The following is a 16,076-nucleotide window of genomic DNA, read 5'->3' on the forward strand; positions in this document are numbered from 1 at the left end:
ACCCCAGCGAAAGCGGGCCCTGTACGTACGACACGCCCGGCCGAAAGCGGGCCCCGTATGCCGGGCACGCCCCGACGAGAGCGGGCCCCGTACAGTGGGATCATGACCGAGCCGGCGGCCTGGCGGGCCAGGTTCGGCGCGCAGCCGGTGGCCCGCCTGGCCAGGATCGCGCGCGATGGGACGCCGCGCGTGGTGCCCGTGACGTTCGCGCTGATGGGCGAGCAGGTGGTGACGGCCGTCGACCACAAGCCGAAGACGACCACGGATCTCGCGCGGCTGCGCGACATCGCCGCGAACCCCGCCGTCAGCCTGCTCGCCGACCACTACGAGGACGACTGGACGCGCCTGTGGTGGGTGCGCGCCGACGGCCTGGCCTCGGTCATGGCGGACGGCGGGCCCAGGGAGCGGGCGCTCGACGCGCTGGCGGCCAGGTACGCCCCCTACCGCGAACGCCGCCCCGAGGGGCCCGTCATCCTCGTCGAGGTGACCAGGTGGAGCGGCTGGTCGGCTAGTCCATGATCGTCACCGGCCGCTTCAGCAGCCACATGGCGGCCCGCTGCAACATCGTCCGGTGGATCTCGTTGTCGAACGACCGCGTGTCGTGCCCCAGAGCGTCGTAGAACACCCGGCCCCTGCGCACCGGCCGGGCCCAGACCAGCGGCTGGCCGTTGGCCGAGGCCAGCGGCTCGACGTCGGGCAGCACGTCGAGGTCGCTGTAGACCTCGTCCACCACGTCGAAGTCGCGCAGCCCCTCCACCACCGGATGCGTGCCGTGCACACGCACGCCCGTCCAGCCCAGCGGCGGATGGTGCGACTTCGGCCACGTCCAGCAGCCGCCCAGCACGCGCGGCCAGCCCTGCCAGTCGTCGAAGCAGATCGCCGCCGCGTGCATGCACAGCAGCCCGCCGCCCCGGTCGAGGTGGTCGAGGAGGGTGGTGCGCGCCTGCGCGGGTAAGGCGAAGCGCCACTCGTCGCGCAGGTCGGCGAAGCGGTCCTGGTCCATCTGCCAGCGCAGCGCGTTGACCGTGATGAGCTGGACCTCGGACGGCTCGCTCAGCGCGCCCGCGATGTCCTCGGTGATCTCCGACTCGACCCCGACCTCGGCCAGCACTTCGGCCAGCGCGGCCGACGTGGCGGCGAAGTCGTGGAACAGGCCTCCTGACAGGATCAGATTTCTCGCCACTTGCCAAGCTCATCACGGTTACCGCGGCATTTCCACCCGTGCGCCGACAAGCGCGTACACGTGTGCCTGGGCCGGATCCACCGGGCACACGATCTATAGTCGCCCGTATGGATCTCGGCATCTCGGGCAAGGTCGCCCTCGTCACCGGTGGCAGCGCGGGTCTCGGACTCGCCGCGGCCAAGAGCCTCGCCCGCGAGGGCTGCGACGTCTGCGTCAGCGCCCGCGACCCGGAGAAGCTCGCCGACGCGGTCGTGGAGCTGCAGGAGTTCGGCAAGGTCGTGCACGCCGTGCTGGCCGACGTGGAGGATCCGGCCGCCGCCAGGCGGGTGGTCGAGGAGACGCGCGAGGTGCTCGGGCCGATCGACATCCTCGTCGCCAACGCGGGCGGGCCGCCCGCAGGCCGCTTCGACGAGGTGGGGCTCGACGGCTGGGACGTGGCCGTCCAGCGCAACCTGCTCGGCACCGTACGCCTGGCGCACGCCGTGCTGCCGGAGATGCGTTCGCGCGGCTGGGGGCGGATCATCACGATCACCGGCCGGGCGGCCCGCGAGGCGCTCGACGGGCTGGCGCTGTCGAACGCGCTGCGCCCGGCCGTGGCCGGCCTCGTCCGCACGCTGGCCCGCGAGGTGGGCCGCGACGGCGTGCTGGTCAACAACGTGATGCCGGGACCCATCGAGACCGAGCGGCTGCGCGCCCTGGCCGGCGACGCCGACGCGCTGCGTCAGCGCGGCGAGGAGATTCCGGTCGGGCGCGTCGGGCAGCCTGAGGAGGTCGGGGACGTGGTGGCGTTCCTGGCCAGCGACAGGGCCTCGTTCGTGAACGGGGTATCGCTCCTGGTGGACGGCGGCGAGGCCCACGTCATCGCCTGACGGAATTGTCTTACGGGGGCTACCTGACGAGCGTGCCGACGATCGCGGCCGCCCAGGTCTCGTCGTCGTCGGGCAGGTCCACGAAGTTCGCCAGGTTGGCCCGGTGGAAGCAGGCTCCCATCAGCATCGCCGCGGCCGCCCCCGCGTCGACGGCCGGGTCGATCCGCCCGGCCCGCTGCTCGGCCCGCAGGATCTCGGCCAGCGCCTCGATCGGCGCGTGCGGGCCGGAGCCGGCCTCGGCCAGCATCTTCCTGAACCCGGTCAGCAGCGGCGGATCGGCCAGCACTCCCCCGGCGATGGCCGCCGCCCTGGTGTAGAACTCCAGGGCCATCGCCGTGAACGCGGTGAGGTTGGCGCTCACGTCGCCCTCCCCGACGCTCAGCCGCAGCCGCGACAGGGCGGGGCCGAGCGCGGGCATCCGCTCCAGCAGCACGGCCAGGAAGAGCTCCTCCTTGCTGGCGAAGTGCTTGTAGAGCAGCGCCTCGGAACAACCGGCCTGGCCGGCGACCCGCCGGGTGGTGGCGCCCGCGATGCCGAACTCGTGAATCGCCTGCTCGGCGGCGTCGATGATGCGATCGCGTGTGCCCATCCGCCCATGATATGAGCGTGTGCTCACCCACACCGGCGTACATGACATCCTTCAACTGAGGGAGACCACGGAAAGGGCGTACGGGAGATGGACAAGCCGGTCATCGTGACGGTGGACGACGACCCAGGCGTCTCGCGGGCGGTCGCCCGTGATCTGAGACGCCGCTACGGGCAGGAATACCGCATCGTCCGCGCGGAGACGGCCAGAGACGGCATTGACGCGGTGAAGGAGATGCGGCTGCGGGGTGACGAGGTGGCGGCGATCCTGGCCGACTACCGCATGCCGCAGATGAACGGGGTGCAGTTCCTTGAGGCCGCCATGGATCTGTACCCGTACGCGCGCCGGGTGCTGCTGACCGCCTATGCAGACACCGACGCGGCGATTCAGGCCATCAATGTGGTGGATTTGGACCATTATCTGCTCAAACCTTGGGACCCGCCCGAGGAGAAGTTCTATCCGGTGATCGACGGCCAGCTCGACGCCTGGTTGCGCACCGAGCGGATCGAGCGGACCGAGCTGCGGGTGGTGGGTGACCGGTGGTCGGCGCAGTCGTACAAGGTGCGTGACTTCCTGGCCCGCAACCACGTCCCGTACCAGTGGATGCTGGCCGAGGACCCGGAGGGCGCGCAGCTGGTGAAGGCGGCCGGCGAGGGCTGCCACCTGCCGCTGGTGGTGACCTCCGACGGCGAGACGCTGGAGTCGCCCGACCAGGCCACGCTGGCCACGGCGGTGGGCCTGTCCACGACGCCGGCCACCGACTTCTACGACCTGATCGTGGTGGGCGGCGGCCCGGCCGGGCTCGGCGCCGCCGTCTACGGAGCCTCGGAAGGGCTCAAGACCGTGCTGGTGGAGGCCTACTCCTCCGGCGGGCAGGCCGGCCAGAGCTCCAGGATCGAGAACTACCTGGGCTTCCCCGACGGCGTCTCCGGTCAGCAGCTGGCCGACCGGGCGCGCAGGCAGGCGCAGAAGTTCGGGGCCGAGCTGCTGACCGCGCGCAAGGTGATCAGCCTGGAGCCGCGCGGGCAGGCGCGCGTGGTCGGGTTCAAGGACGGCGGGGAGATCGCGGCGCACGCGGTGATCCTGGCCACCGGCGTGACCTACCGGCGGCTGGACGCGCCCGGCCTCGACGAGTTCGTCGGCCGGGGCGTCTTCTACGGCGCCGCCCTGACCGAGGCGCCCGCGTGCAAGGACACCGAGGTGTACATCGTGGGGGCGGCCAACTCGGCCGGCCAGGCCGCCGTCTACCTGTCGGGATTCGCGAGCAAGGTTCATTTGTTGGTGAGGAGTGATGGATTGGAGAAGTCCATGTCTCACTACCTCATCGAGCAGATCGCCGCGATCCCCAACATCGAGGTGCACTGTGAGACCCAGGTCGTCGGCGGCGCCGGCGGCGGTCACCTGGAGCGGCTGACGCTGTCCACCCGAGGTGAGCAACGCACGGTGGACGCGCAGTGGCTGTTCGTCTTCATCGGGGCCGAGCCGTACACGTCCTGGCTGGGCGAGACGGTCGAACGCGACGCGCGCGGCTTCGTGCTGACGGGTCCTGACCTGGTGCAGGGAGGGCGGCGGCCGCGCAACTGGCCGCTGCGGCGTGAGCCGTACTACCTGGAGACCAACGTGCCCGGAGTGCTGGCCGCCGGCGACGTGCGCGCCGAGTCGATCAAGCGGGTGGCCTCCGCCGTCGGGGAAGGCGCGATGGCCGTCGCGCTCGTGCACCGTTACCTGGAGAAGCAATGAGCGACACCGATTACGGCTGCGGCGCCGAGACCGCCGCCGCCCCCACCCAGCCCGGCATCGACATCGACGAGCTGCGCAAGCTCTTCCTGTTCGAGCGGCTCACCGACGAGCAGCTCACCAAGCTCGCGCTGAGCGGCCGGGTGCAGACCTACGGCCAGGACGAGGACGTCCTGCGGCAGGGCGAGCCGGCCGAGTGCTTCGCGGTGCTGCTGGACGGCGAGATCCAGATGATCAGCGAGACGGTCAGCGCCGGGACCGTCGCGATGCCGCGTACCTCCCAGCCCGGCGTCTACGGCGGCGCCACCTCGGCCTACCTGGGCGACCGGGCGCCGCAGACCTATCAGCACACGCTGCGCGCCACCGCGCCGTCGCGCCTCTTCATGCTGCCGGCCAAAAAGTTCGCCTACATCGTGGCCGAGTGGTTCCCCATGGCGATGCACCTGCTCGACGGGCTGATGTCCGGCGGGCGGATGCAGCGGGAGATCATCGACCGGCGGCAGCGGCTGACCGCGCTCGGCACGATCACGGCCGGGCTCACGCACGAGCTGAACAACCCGGCCGCGGCCGCCGTGCGCGCGGTGAGCGAACTGCGTACGCTGATCAAGAACTCGCGCATGCAGCTGGCCAACCTGGCCGAGGCCGGCATCGCGCCCGACAAGCTGCGCGCGCTGATCGAGGCGCAGGAGGCGTGCACGAGCAACCTGGGCAACCAGCCCCAGCGCTCGCCGATGGAGATGTCCGACGCCGAGGACGAGCTGGGCGAGGCGCTGGAGGAGCTGGGCGTCGAGGACGCATGGGAGCTGACCCCGGCGCTGGTCAACGCCGGCTTCAACAACGCCTACCTGCAGAAGATCCGCGCCAAGGTGGGCGAGGAGCACACCCCGTCGGCGCTGCACTGGCTGGCCGAGGCCATCGAGATCTCGCAGATGCTCAACGAGGTGACCGAGGCGACCGAGCGCATCACCACGCTCATCCGCTCGGCCAAGCAGTACTCCCAGATGGACCGGGCGCCGTTCCAGCAGGTGGACGTGCACGAGCTGCTCGACAGCACCATCGCGATCTTCCGCGGCAAGATCCCGCCCGGCATCAGCGTGGTCACCGACTACGACCGCACGCTGCCCGAGATCCCCTGCTACGCGGGCGAGCTCAACCAGGTCTGGACCAACCTGGTCCACAACGCGCTCGACGCGATGGGCGAGGAGGGCACGCTCACCATCCGCACCGCACACGACGAGGACGAGGCGATCGTCGAGATCGGCGACACCGGTCACGGCGTGGAGGAGGCGATCAAGGACCGGATCTTCGAGCCGTTCTTCACCACCAAGACCGTGGGCGAGGGCACGGGGCTCGGCCTCGACATCTCCTACCGCATCGTGGCCGGTCGGCACGGCGGTGAGATCAAGGTCCGCTCGGTGCCGGGTGACACCTGGTTCGAGGTACGCCTGCCGCTGCGTGAGCCCGCGAACACTGACTGATTCCCGACCCTGACTTGTCAGAACGCTTACTGACCGCATGTAATGGGTGACCGAAATGCGGGAAGGAGGCGGGCCGGTGAGCACGTCGGAGGCGTTGGCGGGTTCGCGTGGACTGAACACGCTCCTCAGAGTGCTCGGCGGCATCGAACGCCTGGGCAACAAGCTGCCCCACCCGTTCTGGCTGTTCGTCATCCTGAGCGGGCTGCTCGGCCTGGTGAGCTGGGGGCTGGCGGCGGCCGGGGTCTCCGCCGTCAACCCGGCCTCGGGCAAGACCGTCGCGGCCAGGAACCTGCTGTCCGTCGAGGGCGTGCGGATGATGGTCGGCGACGCGATCGAGAACTACACCTCGTTCCCGCCGCTCGGCACCATCCTCGTCGTCATGCTCGGCGTCGCGGTCGCCGAGCGGTCGGGGCTGCTGGCCGCGGTGCTGCGCGGCGGGGTGGCGAAGGTGTCGCCGAAGTGGGTGACGTTCGCGCTGGCGTTCACCGGGATGATCGCCCACGTGGCCACCGACGCCGCGTACGTGGTGCTCATCCCGCTCGGCGCGCTCGCCTTCCGCGCCGTGGGCCGCAGCCCGATCCTGGGCATCGTGGTGGCGTTCGTGTCGATCTCGGCGGGTTACGACGCCAGCCCGCTCGTCACGCCGGTGGACGCGATCCTGTCGGGGCTGACCACGGCCGCCGCCCACACCGTCGACCCGGCCTACCTGGTCACGCCGCTGGCCAACTACTACTTCTCCATCGTCTCGTCGCTGCTGCTGGCGGCGGCCATCACCGTGGTGACCGAGCGGATCCTGGCCCGCCGGGTCGAGTCGCTGCCCGTCGATCCCGACGCCGGGGAGGACGATCTCGGCTCGCTGACGCTCAGCCCCCGGGAACGCCGGGGCCTGCGCAACGCCCTGATCACGCTCGTGGTGTTCCTGGCCGCGACGGTGGCGGCCGTCCTGCCGGCCGGCTCACCGCTGCGCGGCGAGGGCGGCAGCATCGTACAGTCGCCGCTGCTCACCTCGATCGCCGTCTTCCTGGGTCTCGCGTTCCTGGCCGTCGGCTGGGCGTACGGCAGGGCCGCGGGCACCGTCACCAGCAGCAGGGACATCCCGGGCTTCATGGCCCACGGGCTGCGCGAGATGGCGCCCATCCTGGTGCTGTTCTTCGCGATCTCGCAGTTCCTCGCCTACTTCAAGTGGACCGGCATCGGCGAGATCATCGCCGTCAACGGGGCCGGCCTGCTGCGCACCGCCGGGGTGAGCGGGCCCGTCGTCTTCCTCGGCATCCTGCTCGTGGTCACCGTGATCAACCTGGTGGTGACCAGCGGCTCGGCCCAGTGGGCGCTGGTCGGGCCGGTGTTCGTGCCGATGCTGATGCTGCTCGACATCCCGCCCGAATACACCCAGGCCCTCTACCGGATCGCCGACTCGTGCACCAACGCGATCACGCCGATGAGCCCCTACTTCGTGATGGCGCTCGGCTTCCTGCAGCGCTACCGCCGCTCGGCCGGGATCGGCACGCTGGCCTCGATGACGATCCCGCTCGCGTTCACCCTGCTCGTCGTCTGGACGCTGCTGTTCTTCGTGTTCTGGTGGCTCGGCATCCCGCTCGGCCCTGGAGCGCCCGTTCCCTCGTGAAAGGAATCTCGTGCTGATCACCGACTGGACCCGGCAGGCCCTGCCGGCCATGCTCGACGACCTCAGGGCCGTGGTCGAGCTGGAGACCCACAGCTACGACAAGGCGATGCTGGTCAAGGGGCTGCGGGAGATCCGTTCCCGGACGGTCGGTCACCTCGGCACGCCGGACGACGAGATCCTGCACGAGGGCGGCCAGCACGGCGACATCCTGGAGCTGACCTACCAGGGCACCGCCCCCGGCACCGTGCTCATGCTCAGCCACTACGACACCGTCTGGCCGATCGGCACGCTGAGCGGCTGGCCGTTCGCGGTCGTGGACGGCAAGGCGACCGGGCCGGGCGTGTTCGACATGAAGACCGGGCTCGTGCAGTCCGTCTGGGCGCTGCGCGGCCTGCGCGAGCTGGGGCTGCCGCATCCGAGCGTGCGGTTTTTGTTCACCGGCGACGAGGAGATCGGCAGCCCGTCCTCGCGCGAGCACATCGAGGCGGCCAGCGAGGACGCCCTGGCCACGCTGGTGTTCGAGGCGTCCATGGACGGGGCGCTCAAGACGGCGCGCAAGGGCGTGGGGCTGTTCAACGTGAGCGTGACGGGGATCGAGGCGCACGCCGGGCTCGACCCGTACGCGGGGGCGAGCGCGATCCACGCCCTGGCCGAGATCGTCACCACGCTGGCCCGGGCCGGCTCCCGCGAGCGCGGCACCACCGTGAACGTCGGCCTGATCAGCGGCGGCACCGGCCGCAACGTCTCGGCCGGGCGGGCGACGTGCGGCGTGGACGTGCGGGTGACCGATCCGGCGGAGATGGGCCGCATCGACGACCTCTTCGCCGACCTGACGGTCTCCGACCCCCGCGTCACCATCTCGGCCACCGGCGAGTGGAACCGCCCGCCGATGACGCCCAACCCCGCCTCGCAGCGGCTGTTCAAGGAGACCCAGGAGGTGGCGGCCGGCTTCGGCTGGCTGGTGGACGAGGTCGCCGTCGGCGGGGCCAGCGACGGGAACTTCGTCTCCGCGCTCGGCCGCCCGGTCCTCGACGGCATGGGCGCCGTGGGCGACGGCGCGCACGCCCGGCACGAGCACGTCCTGGTGGAGCACATCCCGGAACGTACGGCCCTGACCATCGGCCTGCTCTCGGCCCTGGCATGAGTCGAACATGTGATCCAATTTCTCTAGGATCATGACGCCCTCCCGGGTTACGATCTTGCCGTCCACCTGGGGCCCCTGATCCGAGGCCCCCGATTCGACGGGAGATCCGACTTGAGGCGTGCACTGATCGCGTTAGGCATCGGCCTAGTTACTGTAAGTAGCGGCGCCGTCACCGCACCGGCCTGGGCGGCCGTGGAGGTGGCGACGGTGAAGCTGGCCGACACCTCCGAGACGGCGCGGCAGGTCGCGCAGTTCTGGCTCGCCGACGACGGCGCCAACCTGCGCGCCGCCACCCCTTACACCGTGCACACCGAGATGGCCGCGGAGCGCTCGACCGTGGAGATCGTCCCCGACGGGAAGCCGGGCTCCTTCCCTCCGGTGGCGGCGGGCGGGCCCGCGGCCCCTGACGGGACGGCGCCCACGCCCTCGGGCAAGGTGTACTTCATCGGCAGCGACAACGAGCCCCACTGGTGCACCGGCACGGCCGTGCAGGGCCAGTACCGCAACCTCGTCGCGACCGCCGGCCACTGCGTGTTCGACGTCGAGGCGCCGATGGGCGCCCTCGGCAAGTGGGTCTTCGTCCCCGGCCACGCCACCGGCACGGCCCCCTTCGGCCTGTACGTGGGCAAGCTGGGCACCGCCCCCTACCCCTTCGACGACGTCCGCGACTACGCCTTCGCCAACGTGTACCAGGGCGTCGTCTCCTCCTCGCCCGGCGCGTTCACGAACGTCGGCCGGCTGCTCGACGTCGTCGGCGGGCAGGGCTTCGCCTACAACCAGCCGGTCGGGCCGCCGGTCGACGTCCTCGGCTTCCCGGCCGGGGCGCATCCGGACGGCAGCCGTCCGTACTCGGGCGCGACCCTCGAACGGTCGGCGGGGGCCACGTTCGCGGCGTCGGTGGGCCTTCCGCGGATGGACCAGCCGGTCGGCGCGGAGTCCCCGTTCACCGGTGCGGGCTCGATCGGGTCGGCGTGGCTGAGCGGCTACGCGGCGGACAGCGGCCTCGGTCTGCTGAGCGGCGTCACGATCAGCGTCTCCGACACCGACGGCGACGGCCGGTACGACACCGGGGTGTCACCGTACTTCGGCACGGAGGCGGCTCAGGTCTGGCGGCGCGCCACCGTGAACTGGACCGGCGTCATCACCCGATAGGGCCTTCACCAGCGGAAAAGGAGTTGCCGGTGGCATGTGCCCGGCTTCTAGGGTGGGGCGGTGACTGTTCAAGTGATCGTGCTCAACGGCGGCTCCAGTTCCGGCAAGTCGGGCATCACCCGCTGTCTCCAGGCGATCCTGCCGGAGCCGTGGCTGGCCGCCGGCGTCGACTCCTTCGTCGAGTCGATGCCGGCGTCCATGGAGGGCTCGGCGGCGGGCATCGAGTTCGCCCCTGACGGCGGGGTGAGCGTCGGGCCGGAGTTCATGCGGCTGGAGGCGGCCTGGCGGGCGGGCATCGCCGCGATGGCCCGCGCCGGCGGCCGGATCGTCATCGACGACGTCTTCCTCGGCGGGCCGTCCTCTCAGCAGCGGTGGGAGGACGTCCTCACCGGGCTGGAGGTGCTGTGGGTGGGCGTCCGATGTGACGTCGCGGTCGCGGAGGGCCGGGAGATCGCCCGCGGCGACCGGGTCCGCGGGATGGCCGCGCAGCAGGCCGAGGTGGTGCACGAGGGCGTGCACTACGACCTGGAGGTGGACACCAGCCGCACCGAGGCTCTGGAGTGCGCGCGGGCCATCGCCGCCAGGACCCGGTAGAGGATCCCCGGCCCAGGCCGTTCGCGCCGCCGCCGCGCCGCCCGTTCCCGCGTCGCCGCGCCGCCTGTTCCCGCGACGCCGCGCCGTCACGGGCCTGACAGCGGGAGCCGTCAGGCGGGAGCCGTCAGGCGGGAGCCGTCAGGCCGAGACGCCGAAGACGCGGTCGCGGGTCAGGTCGAGGGCCGTCAGCACGGCGCCCTGGAGCACCGGATCGCCCTTGACCGTGCTGGCGCGCACCTCGGTGGGAGCGGGCGCCAGGTCGCGCAGCCGGGCGGCCACCTCCTCGGCCAGCTCCGCGCCCCCGTCACGCCCGCATTCGCCGCCGAGCACGACGAGCCCGGGGTCGAGCAGCGAGACGAAGGCGGCGGCGCCCTTGGCGATGCGGGCCGCGAACTCCGTACGGGCCAGGCCGCGCGCGACGGCCGAGGTCACCAGGTTGCAGAACGCGGTCCCGTCCACCTCCAGGTACCCGATCTCGCCCGCCCCTCCCGACGCCCCCCGGCGCAACCGCCCGCCGAGCACGACCGCCGCCCCGACCCCGTCGCCCAGCCAGAGCAGCACGAAGTCCTCGGCGTTCTGCGCCACCCCGCCGCGCGCTTCGGCCACGGCTGCCAGGTTGACCTCGTTCTCCAGCACCACCGGGACGCCGAGCCGCTCCCGCCAGGACGCCACCAGCCCTGATCGCCACCCCGGCACGTCGTTGGACGACACCAGTTCGCCGTCGCGCGGCGCGACCAGGCCGGGCGCCCCGACCACGACGGTGTCGAGGCTCCGCCGCCCCGCCGCCTCGGCCAGGACGCCTTCGACGAGATCCACCAGATCACCGCCGATCGGCCGGCCGGCCGAGCCGACGGTACGGCCGGTGAGGTCGGCGACGGTGACGTGGACGATGTCGCGCCGCAGGTCCACCCCCGCGACGTGGGCCCGGCCGGCCACCAGCCCGTAGATCCGCGCGTTGGGCCCGCGCCTGTCCTCCCCCGACTCCCCCGCGACCTCGACCAGGCCGCTGTCGATGAGCCGCTCGATCAGGTCGGACACGGTGGGCCTGGACAGCCCCGTCAGTGAGCGGAGCTGGGGAGCGCTCAGCGGGCCCCGCTCCAGCAGCAGGTCGAGCGCCAGCCGGTCGTTGATCGCCCGGGCCGTGGAAGGGGTCGCGGTCTTCATGCTTCCCATAATAATCAGGAACCCTGCCTGAAAGCTCTTTTCATCAGGAACCCTGCCTGATAGTTTTCGGCGCATGAGCCCTCATCGCGCCATCGCCTCGGTCTTCCTCGTCCACGGAGCCGTGGCCGGCAGCCTGTCCACCCGCATCCCCTGGCTGCAGGAGCACTTCGGCCTCGACCCCCGCGTCCTCGGCCTGGTGCTCCTGTGCACGCCGATCGGCGCCTTCGTCGGCATGCCCATGGCCGGTCGCCTGGCGTACCGGATCGGCTCCCGCACCGCCACCCGCTTACTCATCGCCCTGTGGTGCGCGGCCCTCGCGCTGCCCGCCCTCTCCCCCTCGACCCCCGGCCTGTTCATCGCGTTCCTGCTGTTCGGCGCCGCGGCGGGCATGTCGGATGTCACCATGAACGCCCACGCCGTCGTCCTCGAACGCCGCCTCGGCCGGCCGATCATGTCCGGGCTGCACGGCATGTGGGCCGTCGGCAGCCTGGCCGCGGCCGGTCTCGGCGCCCTGGCCGCGCAGGCCGGCGTCGACGCCCGCGCACATCTCACGGCGATCGCCGCCGTCCTGGTCCTGATCGGCGCCCGTACCGGCCGCGGCCTGCTCGCCGACGACCGCGGCCCGGCCACCGGCCCCGCGCCGCGCCGCTTCGCGCTGCCCGCCCGCGCGATCGCCCTCATCGGCGTCGTCGGCTTCTGCGCCACCTTCGCCGAAGGAGCCAGCGCGAACTGGTCGGCCGTCTACATCACCGCCGTCACCGACGCGGGGCCCGGAGTGGGCGCCGCCGGCTACACGGTCTTCATGTTCTGCATGGCCGGCACCCGCCTGCTCGGCGACCGCGTCATCCGCCTGCTCGGCCCGGTGCGCACCGTGCGGATCAGCGGGTCGGTGGCCGCGCTCGGGGGCCTGATCGTGGTCCTGTCCCGCACGCCCGCCCTCGCCGTCACCGGCTTCGCGCTGCTCGGCCTTGGCGTGGCGGTGATCGTGCCGCTGGCGATCGCGGCGGCGGGCAACAAGAGCGCGACGCCCGGCGAGGGGGTTGCGGGGGTGGCCACGATCACGTACCTCTCGGGGCTCGTCGCCCCCGCGGTGACGGGGTGGGTGGCGGGCGGGCTGTCCTATCCCGCGGCCTTCGCCGTGATCACCGGCGTGGTGGTGCTGCTGACGCTGCTGGCCCCGGCCGTGCGGCCCTCCTCTTCCGCCACTGCCCCGGCGCCCGTCCGGGACGGGCAATTCGCGGGCGCGCGGGACTGATCAGAACCGTCGCGTGGTACGCTCCCAAGCGAGCGCTTGGTTTAGCGAGAGGCCGCCGCATGAAGTTCTCGACCTTCCACCTCTTCCACCGCTTCGACGGACAGAGCTTCAAGGACGTCTACGACTACCACCTGGAGCTCATCGAGCTGGCCGAGGAGCTGGGGTTCGACGGGGTACGGCTGGCCGAGCACCACTTCCGCGACTACGGCGTCGTCCCCAACCTGTTCACCATGCTCGCCCACGCCGCCGCCCGCACCACCGACCTGCGGCTCGGCACCGGCATCGTGGTCCTGCCGCTGCACGATCCGGTCCACGTCGCGGAAGAGGCCGCGCTGGTGGACGTGCTGTCCGGCGGGCGGCTGGAGCTGGGCATCGGGCGGGGGTACCAGAGCTTCGAGTTCGAGGGGTTCGGCATCGACCTGGCCGAGGCGCGGGACCGGTTCAACGAGGCGCTGGAGGTGATCGTCGGGCTCTGGACGCAGGACTCGTACCAGCACGAGGGGAAGTTCTACAAGACCGGGGCCGAGGTGTCGCTGGTGCCCAGGCCGCTGCAGAGCCCGCATCCGCCACTGCACGTCGCGGCCGTCTCGCCCGAGACCGTCACCATGTACGCCGAACGCGGCCTGCCCATCCTGGCCGACCCGGCGGCGCCGTTCAGGAAGGTCGTCAAGGCGGCCGAGACCTGGCGGGAGACGGCCGCGCGGGCGGGACACGAGGAGCGGGCCGACCTCGTGGTGGCCCGCAGCGTGTACGTCGCCCCCACCCTCGAACAGGCCCGCGCCGACCAGGAGCGGTTCGAGGCGTCGTTCGACCGCTCGCGCATCTTCAACGAGCGCAGCGCCCCGATCGACCCGAGGACCGGCCGGGCCGCGCAGGGTTTCGAGTACTACCAGGACCGCTACCTCAAGGGCGGCTCGGTCTCGACCGAGTTCCGCTGGGAGCAACTGGAGGTGATCGGCGACCCGGCACGGGTGATCGAGCAGATCTCGCTGCTCAGGGACGCCGGGTTCAGCAACCTCCTGTGCGACTTCGGCAGCACCAGGCCGATGCCGCTGGAGGAGATGAAGCGGGTCATGCGCTTCTTCGCGACCGAAGTCATGCCGGCCTTTGGAGACCGACGATGATCCACAGCCTGTCGCTGTCCGACGTCCTCGCCGACCACGCCCGCAGCCGCCCCGGCGTGACCGCCACCGTGGACGGCGAGCTCCGCCACACCTACGCCGAGCTGGACCTGCGGGTGATCCGGCTGGCGGCGGCGCTGGCCGGCGCCGGCGTCTCGACCGGCGACCGGGTGTTGTGGCTGGGACAGAACGCGCACGCCGTGCTGGAGCTGCTGCTGGCCTGCTCGCGGCTGGGCGCCGTGTTCTGCCCGGCCAACTGGCGGCAGTCGCCGGACGAGCTGCGTTTCGTGCTCGACGACCTGACCCCCGCCGTCGTCGTGTTCGAGCCGTCGGAGGCCACCACGTCCCTGCGCGCCGCCGGCGCGGGGACGTGGCTCCAGGCGGGCGAGGAGTACGAGCGGGCAATCGCGGAGGCGTCCGCGCGCGAGTTCGGCCCGGTGGACGACGCCGAGCCCGTCCTCGCCCTCTACACCGCCGCCTTCGCCGGCCGGCCCAGCGCCGCCCTGCTGAGCAGCGCCGCGCTCGTCGCGCACGCCACGTCGCTGCTGGTCGTCCGGCGGATGGAGCCCGGCTTCACCTTCCTGAGCAACGGGCCGCTCTTCCACGTCGGCACGATGATGTTCTGCCTGGCCACGTTCCAGATCGGCGGCACGAACGTCTTCACCCCCGCGTTCGACCCCGAGGAGGTCTGCCGGCTGATCGACGCCGAGCGGGTGACGCAGGCGTTCCTGTTCGGGCCGATGATCGACGCGGTGGCGAAGGCGAACGCGGGCGGCAAGTACGACCTGTCCTCGCTGCGCTTCGTCTCCCACTCCGCCGAGTGGGACGACATGATCACCGTGGACGACTCGCCGTGGTGCCGCTCCAAGATGGGCGGGTACGGGCAGACCGAGGTGGGCGGCATGCTCACGTTTTTGGGGCTGGCGGAGGGCGGGGCCGGGTTCGCGGGGCGGCCGTCGCCGCTGGTGCAGGTGCGGCTGCTGGCTCCGGACGGCACGGAGGTGCCGGTGGGGGAGGTCGGGGAGATCTGCGCCCGCGGCAAGACCCTCTTCTCAGGATATTTCGCCCGACCCGACTTAAATGCGGAAAAGACGGCGTACGGCTGGCATCACACCGGCGACCTCGGCCGCCGCGAACCCGATGGCACCCTCACCTTCATCGGCCCCAAACTGCGCATGATCAAGTCGGGCGCCGAGAACGTCTACCCGGCCGAGGTGGAACGGGCGCTCAAGACGCACCCCGCCGTCGCCGACGCCGCCGTCATCGGCGTCCCCGACCCCGGCTGGCAGCAGGCGGTCAAGGCCGTCGTCGCCCTGCGCCCGGACGCCGCGGGCGGGGTCACGGGCGGGGTCACGGGCGGGGTCACGGGCGGGGTCACCGCCGACGACCTGATCGAGCACGTACGCACGCTGCTGGCGTCGTACAAGAAGCCCAGGCACGTGACCTTCGTGGACAGCATCCCCAAACGCGGCTTCACCCCGGACTACGACGCCCTGGACGCGGCCCACGGCGGCGGTGGCTATCCGGGCGGCGCCTGATCAGCCCCTGGGCAGCGGCAGCCCCGCCTCCAGGTGCCGCAGCGCCTGGTCGAGCTGGGCCGGCGCGTCCGTCTCGGGGTCCTTCACCCACTCGAACCAGAGGGCGAGCATCACCCCGATGATCGCGCCGGTCACGTTGCGCAGCTCCGGATCGTCCGGGTCGCGCCCTTCGCGGGCCGCCAGCCGTTCCCGCAGCGCGTTGATCACGCCGGTGACGTTCTCCATGCTCGACGCCCACAGCTCGGGCACCGAGAACATCAGCCGCTCCCGTTCCAGGCTGTCGGCGCGCTCCTGCGGCGTCTGCGCCTCGATCACCGCCGCCATCGCCATCCGCACGGCCGCGACGGGACCGGCGCCGGGCGGCACCGCGTCGAGCGCCTCCATGAGCGGCGGGAACTGGTCGACCATCACCAGGTCCTCTTTTGTCGCGAAATAGCGGAAGACGGTGCTGGGCGCCACCTCCGCCGCGTCCGCGATCTGCTCGACCGTCGTGGCCGCGTATCCCTGCTCGCGGAAGAGCCGCAGCGCCTCCTTCTGGATCAACGCCCTGGTCTTGGCCTTCTTACGTTCGCGCAGGCCCGGTCGGTCGCTCATGGTCCCGCATTCTCCGGGGCGGGGCCCCGCACGTCCA

At 71.7% G+C, this 16,076-nt stretch carries 15 protein-coding genes; 11 read left to right on the forward strand and 4 right to left on the reverse strand.

Annotated features, from left to right (window positions below; genetic code table 11):
- Positions 1-102 precede the first annotated feature (102 nt).
- Positions 103-519, forward strand: a complete 417-nt coding sequence (locus OIE67_RS36170; protein ID WP_326628966.1) for a TIGR03668 family PPOX class F420-dependent oxidoreductase — start codon at positions 103-105, stop codon at positions 517-519.
- Here OIE67_RS36170 and OIE67_RS36175 read toward each other — a convergent pair.
- Positions 509-1,183 carry a ThuA domain-containing protein gene (locus OIE67_RS36175; RefSeq protein ID WP_326628967.1) on the reverse strand — a complete coding sequence of 225 codons (675 nt, stop codon included), beginning with the start codon at positions 1,181-1,183 and terminating at the stop codon, positions 509-511. The two genes, OIE67_RS36170 and OIE67_RS36175, sit on opposite strands and share 11 nt — an antisense overlap.
- 107 nt (positions 1,184-1,290) lie before the next feature.
- Between OIE67_RS36175 and OIE67_RS36180 the strand changes: the two genes are divergently transcribed.
- Positions 1,291-2,052, forward strand: coding sequence for an SDR family NAD(P)-dependent oxidoreductase (locus tag OIE67_RS36180; RefSeq protein ID WP_326628969.1), 762 nt, complete (start codon positions 1,291-1,293; stop codon positions 2,050-2,052).
- 19 nt (positions 2,053-2,071) lie between these two features.
- Here the strand turns inward: OIE67_RS36180 and OIE67_RS36185 are convergent, their stop codons facing one another.
- Positions 2,072-2,641 carry a TetR/AcrR family transcriptional regulator gene (locus OIE67_RS36185; protein WP_326628972.1) on the reverse strand — a complete coding sequence of 190 codons (570 nt, stop codon included), beginning with the start codon at positions 2,639-2,641 and terminating at the stop codon, positions 2,072-2,074.
- Between the two features lie 87 nt (positions 2,642-2,728).
- On the opposite strand from OIE67_RS36185, the gene OIE67_RS36190 reads away from it, so the two are divergent.
- From OIE67_RS36190 to cpt, 6 genes are all read left to right on the forward strand, one after another.
- A complete protein-coding gene (locus OIE67_RS36190) occupies positions 2,729-4,378 on the forward strand; it encodes an FAD-dependent oxidoreductase (RefSeq protein ID WP_106235047.1) in 1,650 nt (549 codons plus the stop codon).
- The gene (locus OIE67_RS36195; RefSeq protein ID WP_326628975.1) at positions 4,375-5,853 is read left to right on the forward strand and encodes an ATP-binding protein; all 1,479 of its coding nucleotides are present in this window, start codon (positions 4,375-4,377) and stop codon (positions 5,851-5,853) included. Before OIE67_RS36190 ends, OIE67_RS36195 begins: the two co-directional genes overlap by 4 nt.
- A 76-nt stretch (positions 5,854-5,929) precedes the next feature.
- Positions 5,930-7,477, forward strand: a complete 1,548-nt coding sequence (locus OIE67_RS36200; protein WP_326628977.1) for an AbgT family transporter — start codon at positions 5,930-5,932, stop codon at positions 7,475-7,477.
- A 10-nt stretch (positions 7,478-7,487) separates the two neighbouring features.
- Positions 7,488-8,621 (forward strand): M20 family metallopeptidase, encoded by a 1,134-nt coding sequence (locus OIE67_RS36205; protein WP_326628979.1) that lies wholly within the window; start codon positions 7,488-7,490, stop codon positions 8,619-8,621.
- Positions 8,622-8,732: 111 nt separating this feature from the next.
- A complete protein-coding gene (locus OIE67_RS36210; RefSeq protein WP_326628981.1) occupies positions 8,733-9,773 on the forward strand; it encodes a trypsin-like serine peptidase in 1,041 nt (346 codons plus the stop codon).
- Positions 9,774-9,833: 60 nt separating this feature from the next.
- Entirely contained in the window at positions 9,834-10,367 is a 534-nt protein-coding gene (cpt, locus tag OIE67_RS36215) for a chloramphenicol phosphotransferase CPT (RefSeq protein ID WP_326628983.1), read from the forward strand.
- A 138-nt stretch (positions 10,368-10,505) separates the two neighbouring features.
- On the opposite strand, the gene OIE67_RS36220 is transcribed toward cpt, so the two are convergent.
- A complete protein-coding gene (locus OIE67_RS36220; protein ID WP_326628985.1) occupies positions 10,506-11,531 on the reverse strand; it encodes an ROK family transcriptional regulator in 1,026 nt (341 codons plus the stop codon).
- Positions 11,532-11,604: 73 nt separating this feature from the next.
- Between OIE67_RS36220 and OIE67_RS36225 the strand changes: the two genes are divergently transcribed.
- Genes OIE67_RS36225 through OIE67_RS36235 form a run of 3 tightly spaced genes read left to right on the forward strand, consistent with a single transcriptional unit; the run spans position 11,605 to position 15,445 of the window.
- Complete coding sequence (locus tag OIE67_RS36225) at positions 11,605-12,786, forward strand: MFS transporter (RefSeq protein WP_326628987.1); 1,182 nt, start codon at positions 11,605-11,607, stop codon at positions 12,784-12,786.
- A 59-nt stretch (positions 12,787-12,845) separates the two neighbouring features.
- Positions 12,846-13,910, forward strand: coding sequence for an LLM class flavin-dependent oxidoreductase (locus tag OIE67_RS36230; protein WP_326628989.1), 1,065 nt, complete (start codon positions 12,846-12,848; stop codon positions 13,908-13,910).
- Positions 13,907-15,445 carry an AMP-binding protein gene (locus OIE67_RS36235; RefSeq protein ID WP_326628991.1) on the forward strand — a complete coding sequence of 513 codons (1,539 nt, stop codon included), beginning with the start codon at positions 13,907-13,909 and terminating at the stop codon, positions 15,443-15,445. Before OIE67_RS36230 ends, OIE67_RS36235 begins: the two co-directional genes overlap by 4 nt.
- Here OIE67_RS36235 and OIE67_RS36240 read toward each other — a convergent pair whose 3' ends face one another.
- Positions 15,446-16,039 (reverse strand): TetR/AcrR family transcriptional regulator, encoded by a 594-nt coding sequence (locus tag OIE67_RS36240; protein ID WP_326628993.1) that lies wholly within the window; start codon positions 16,037-16,039, stop codon positions 15,446-15,448.
- Positions 16,040-16,076 lie beyond the last annotated feature (37 nt).

The sequence above is a fragment of the Nonomuraea fuscirosea genome (assembly GCF_035917475.1).
GTDB classification, from domain to species: domain Bacteria; phylum Actinomycetota; class Actinomycetes; order Streptosporangiales; family Streptosporangiaceae; genus Nonomuraea; species Nonomuraea fuscirosea.

What these genes read in the sequence shown, in the direction of transcription:
- OIE67_RS36180 (WP_326628969.1), top strand. Translation starts at nt 1,291, where the DNA reads ATGGATCTCGGCATCTCGGGCAAGGTCGCCCTCGTCACCGGTGGCAGC.
- OIE67_RS36170 (WP_326628966.1), top strand. Translation starts at nt 103, where the DNA reads ATGACCGAGCCGGCGGCCTGGCGGGCCAGGTTCGGCGCGCAGCCGGTG.
- OIE67_RS36185 (WP_326628972.1), bottom strand. Translation starts at nt 2,641, where the DNA reads ATGGGCACACGCGATCGCATCATCGACGCCGCCGAGCAGGCGATTCAC.
- OIE67_RS36220 (WP_326628985.1), bottom strand. Translation starts at nt 11,531, where the DNA reads ATGAAGACCGCGACCCCTTCCACGGCCCGGGCGATCAACGACCGGCTG.
- OIE67_RS36190 (WP_106235047.1), top strand. Translation starts at nt 2,729, where the DNA reads ATGGACAAGCCGGTCATCGTGACGGTGGACGACGACCCAGGCGTCTCG.
- OIE67_RS36195 (WP_326628975.1), top strand. Translation starts at nt 4,375, where the DNA reads ATGAGCGACACCGATTACGGCTGCGGCGCCGAGACCGCCGCCGCCCCC.
- OIE67_RS36240 (WP_326628993.1), bottom strand. Translation starts at nt 16,039, where the DNA reads ATGAGCGACCGACCGGGCCTGCGCGAACGTAAGAAGGCCAAGACCAGG.
- OIE67_RS36225 (WP_326628987.1), top strand. Translation starts at nt 11,605, where the DNA reads ATGAGCCCTCATCGCGCCATCGCCTCGGTCTTCCTCGTCCACGGAGCC.
- OIE67_RS36230 (WP_326628989.1), top strand. Translation starts at nt 12,846, where the DNA reads ATGAAGTTCTCGACCTTCCACCTCTTCCACCGCTTCGACGGACAGAGC.
- OIE67_RS36235 (WP_326628991.1), top strand. Translation starts at nt 13,907, where the DNA reads ATGATCCACAGCCTGTCGCTGTCCGACGTCCTCGCCGACCACGCCCGC.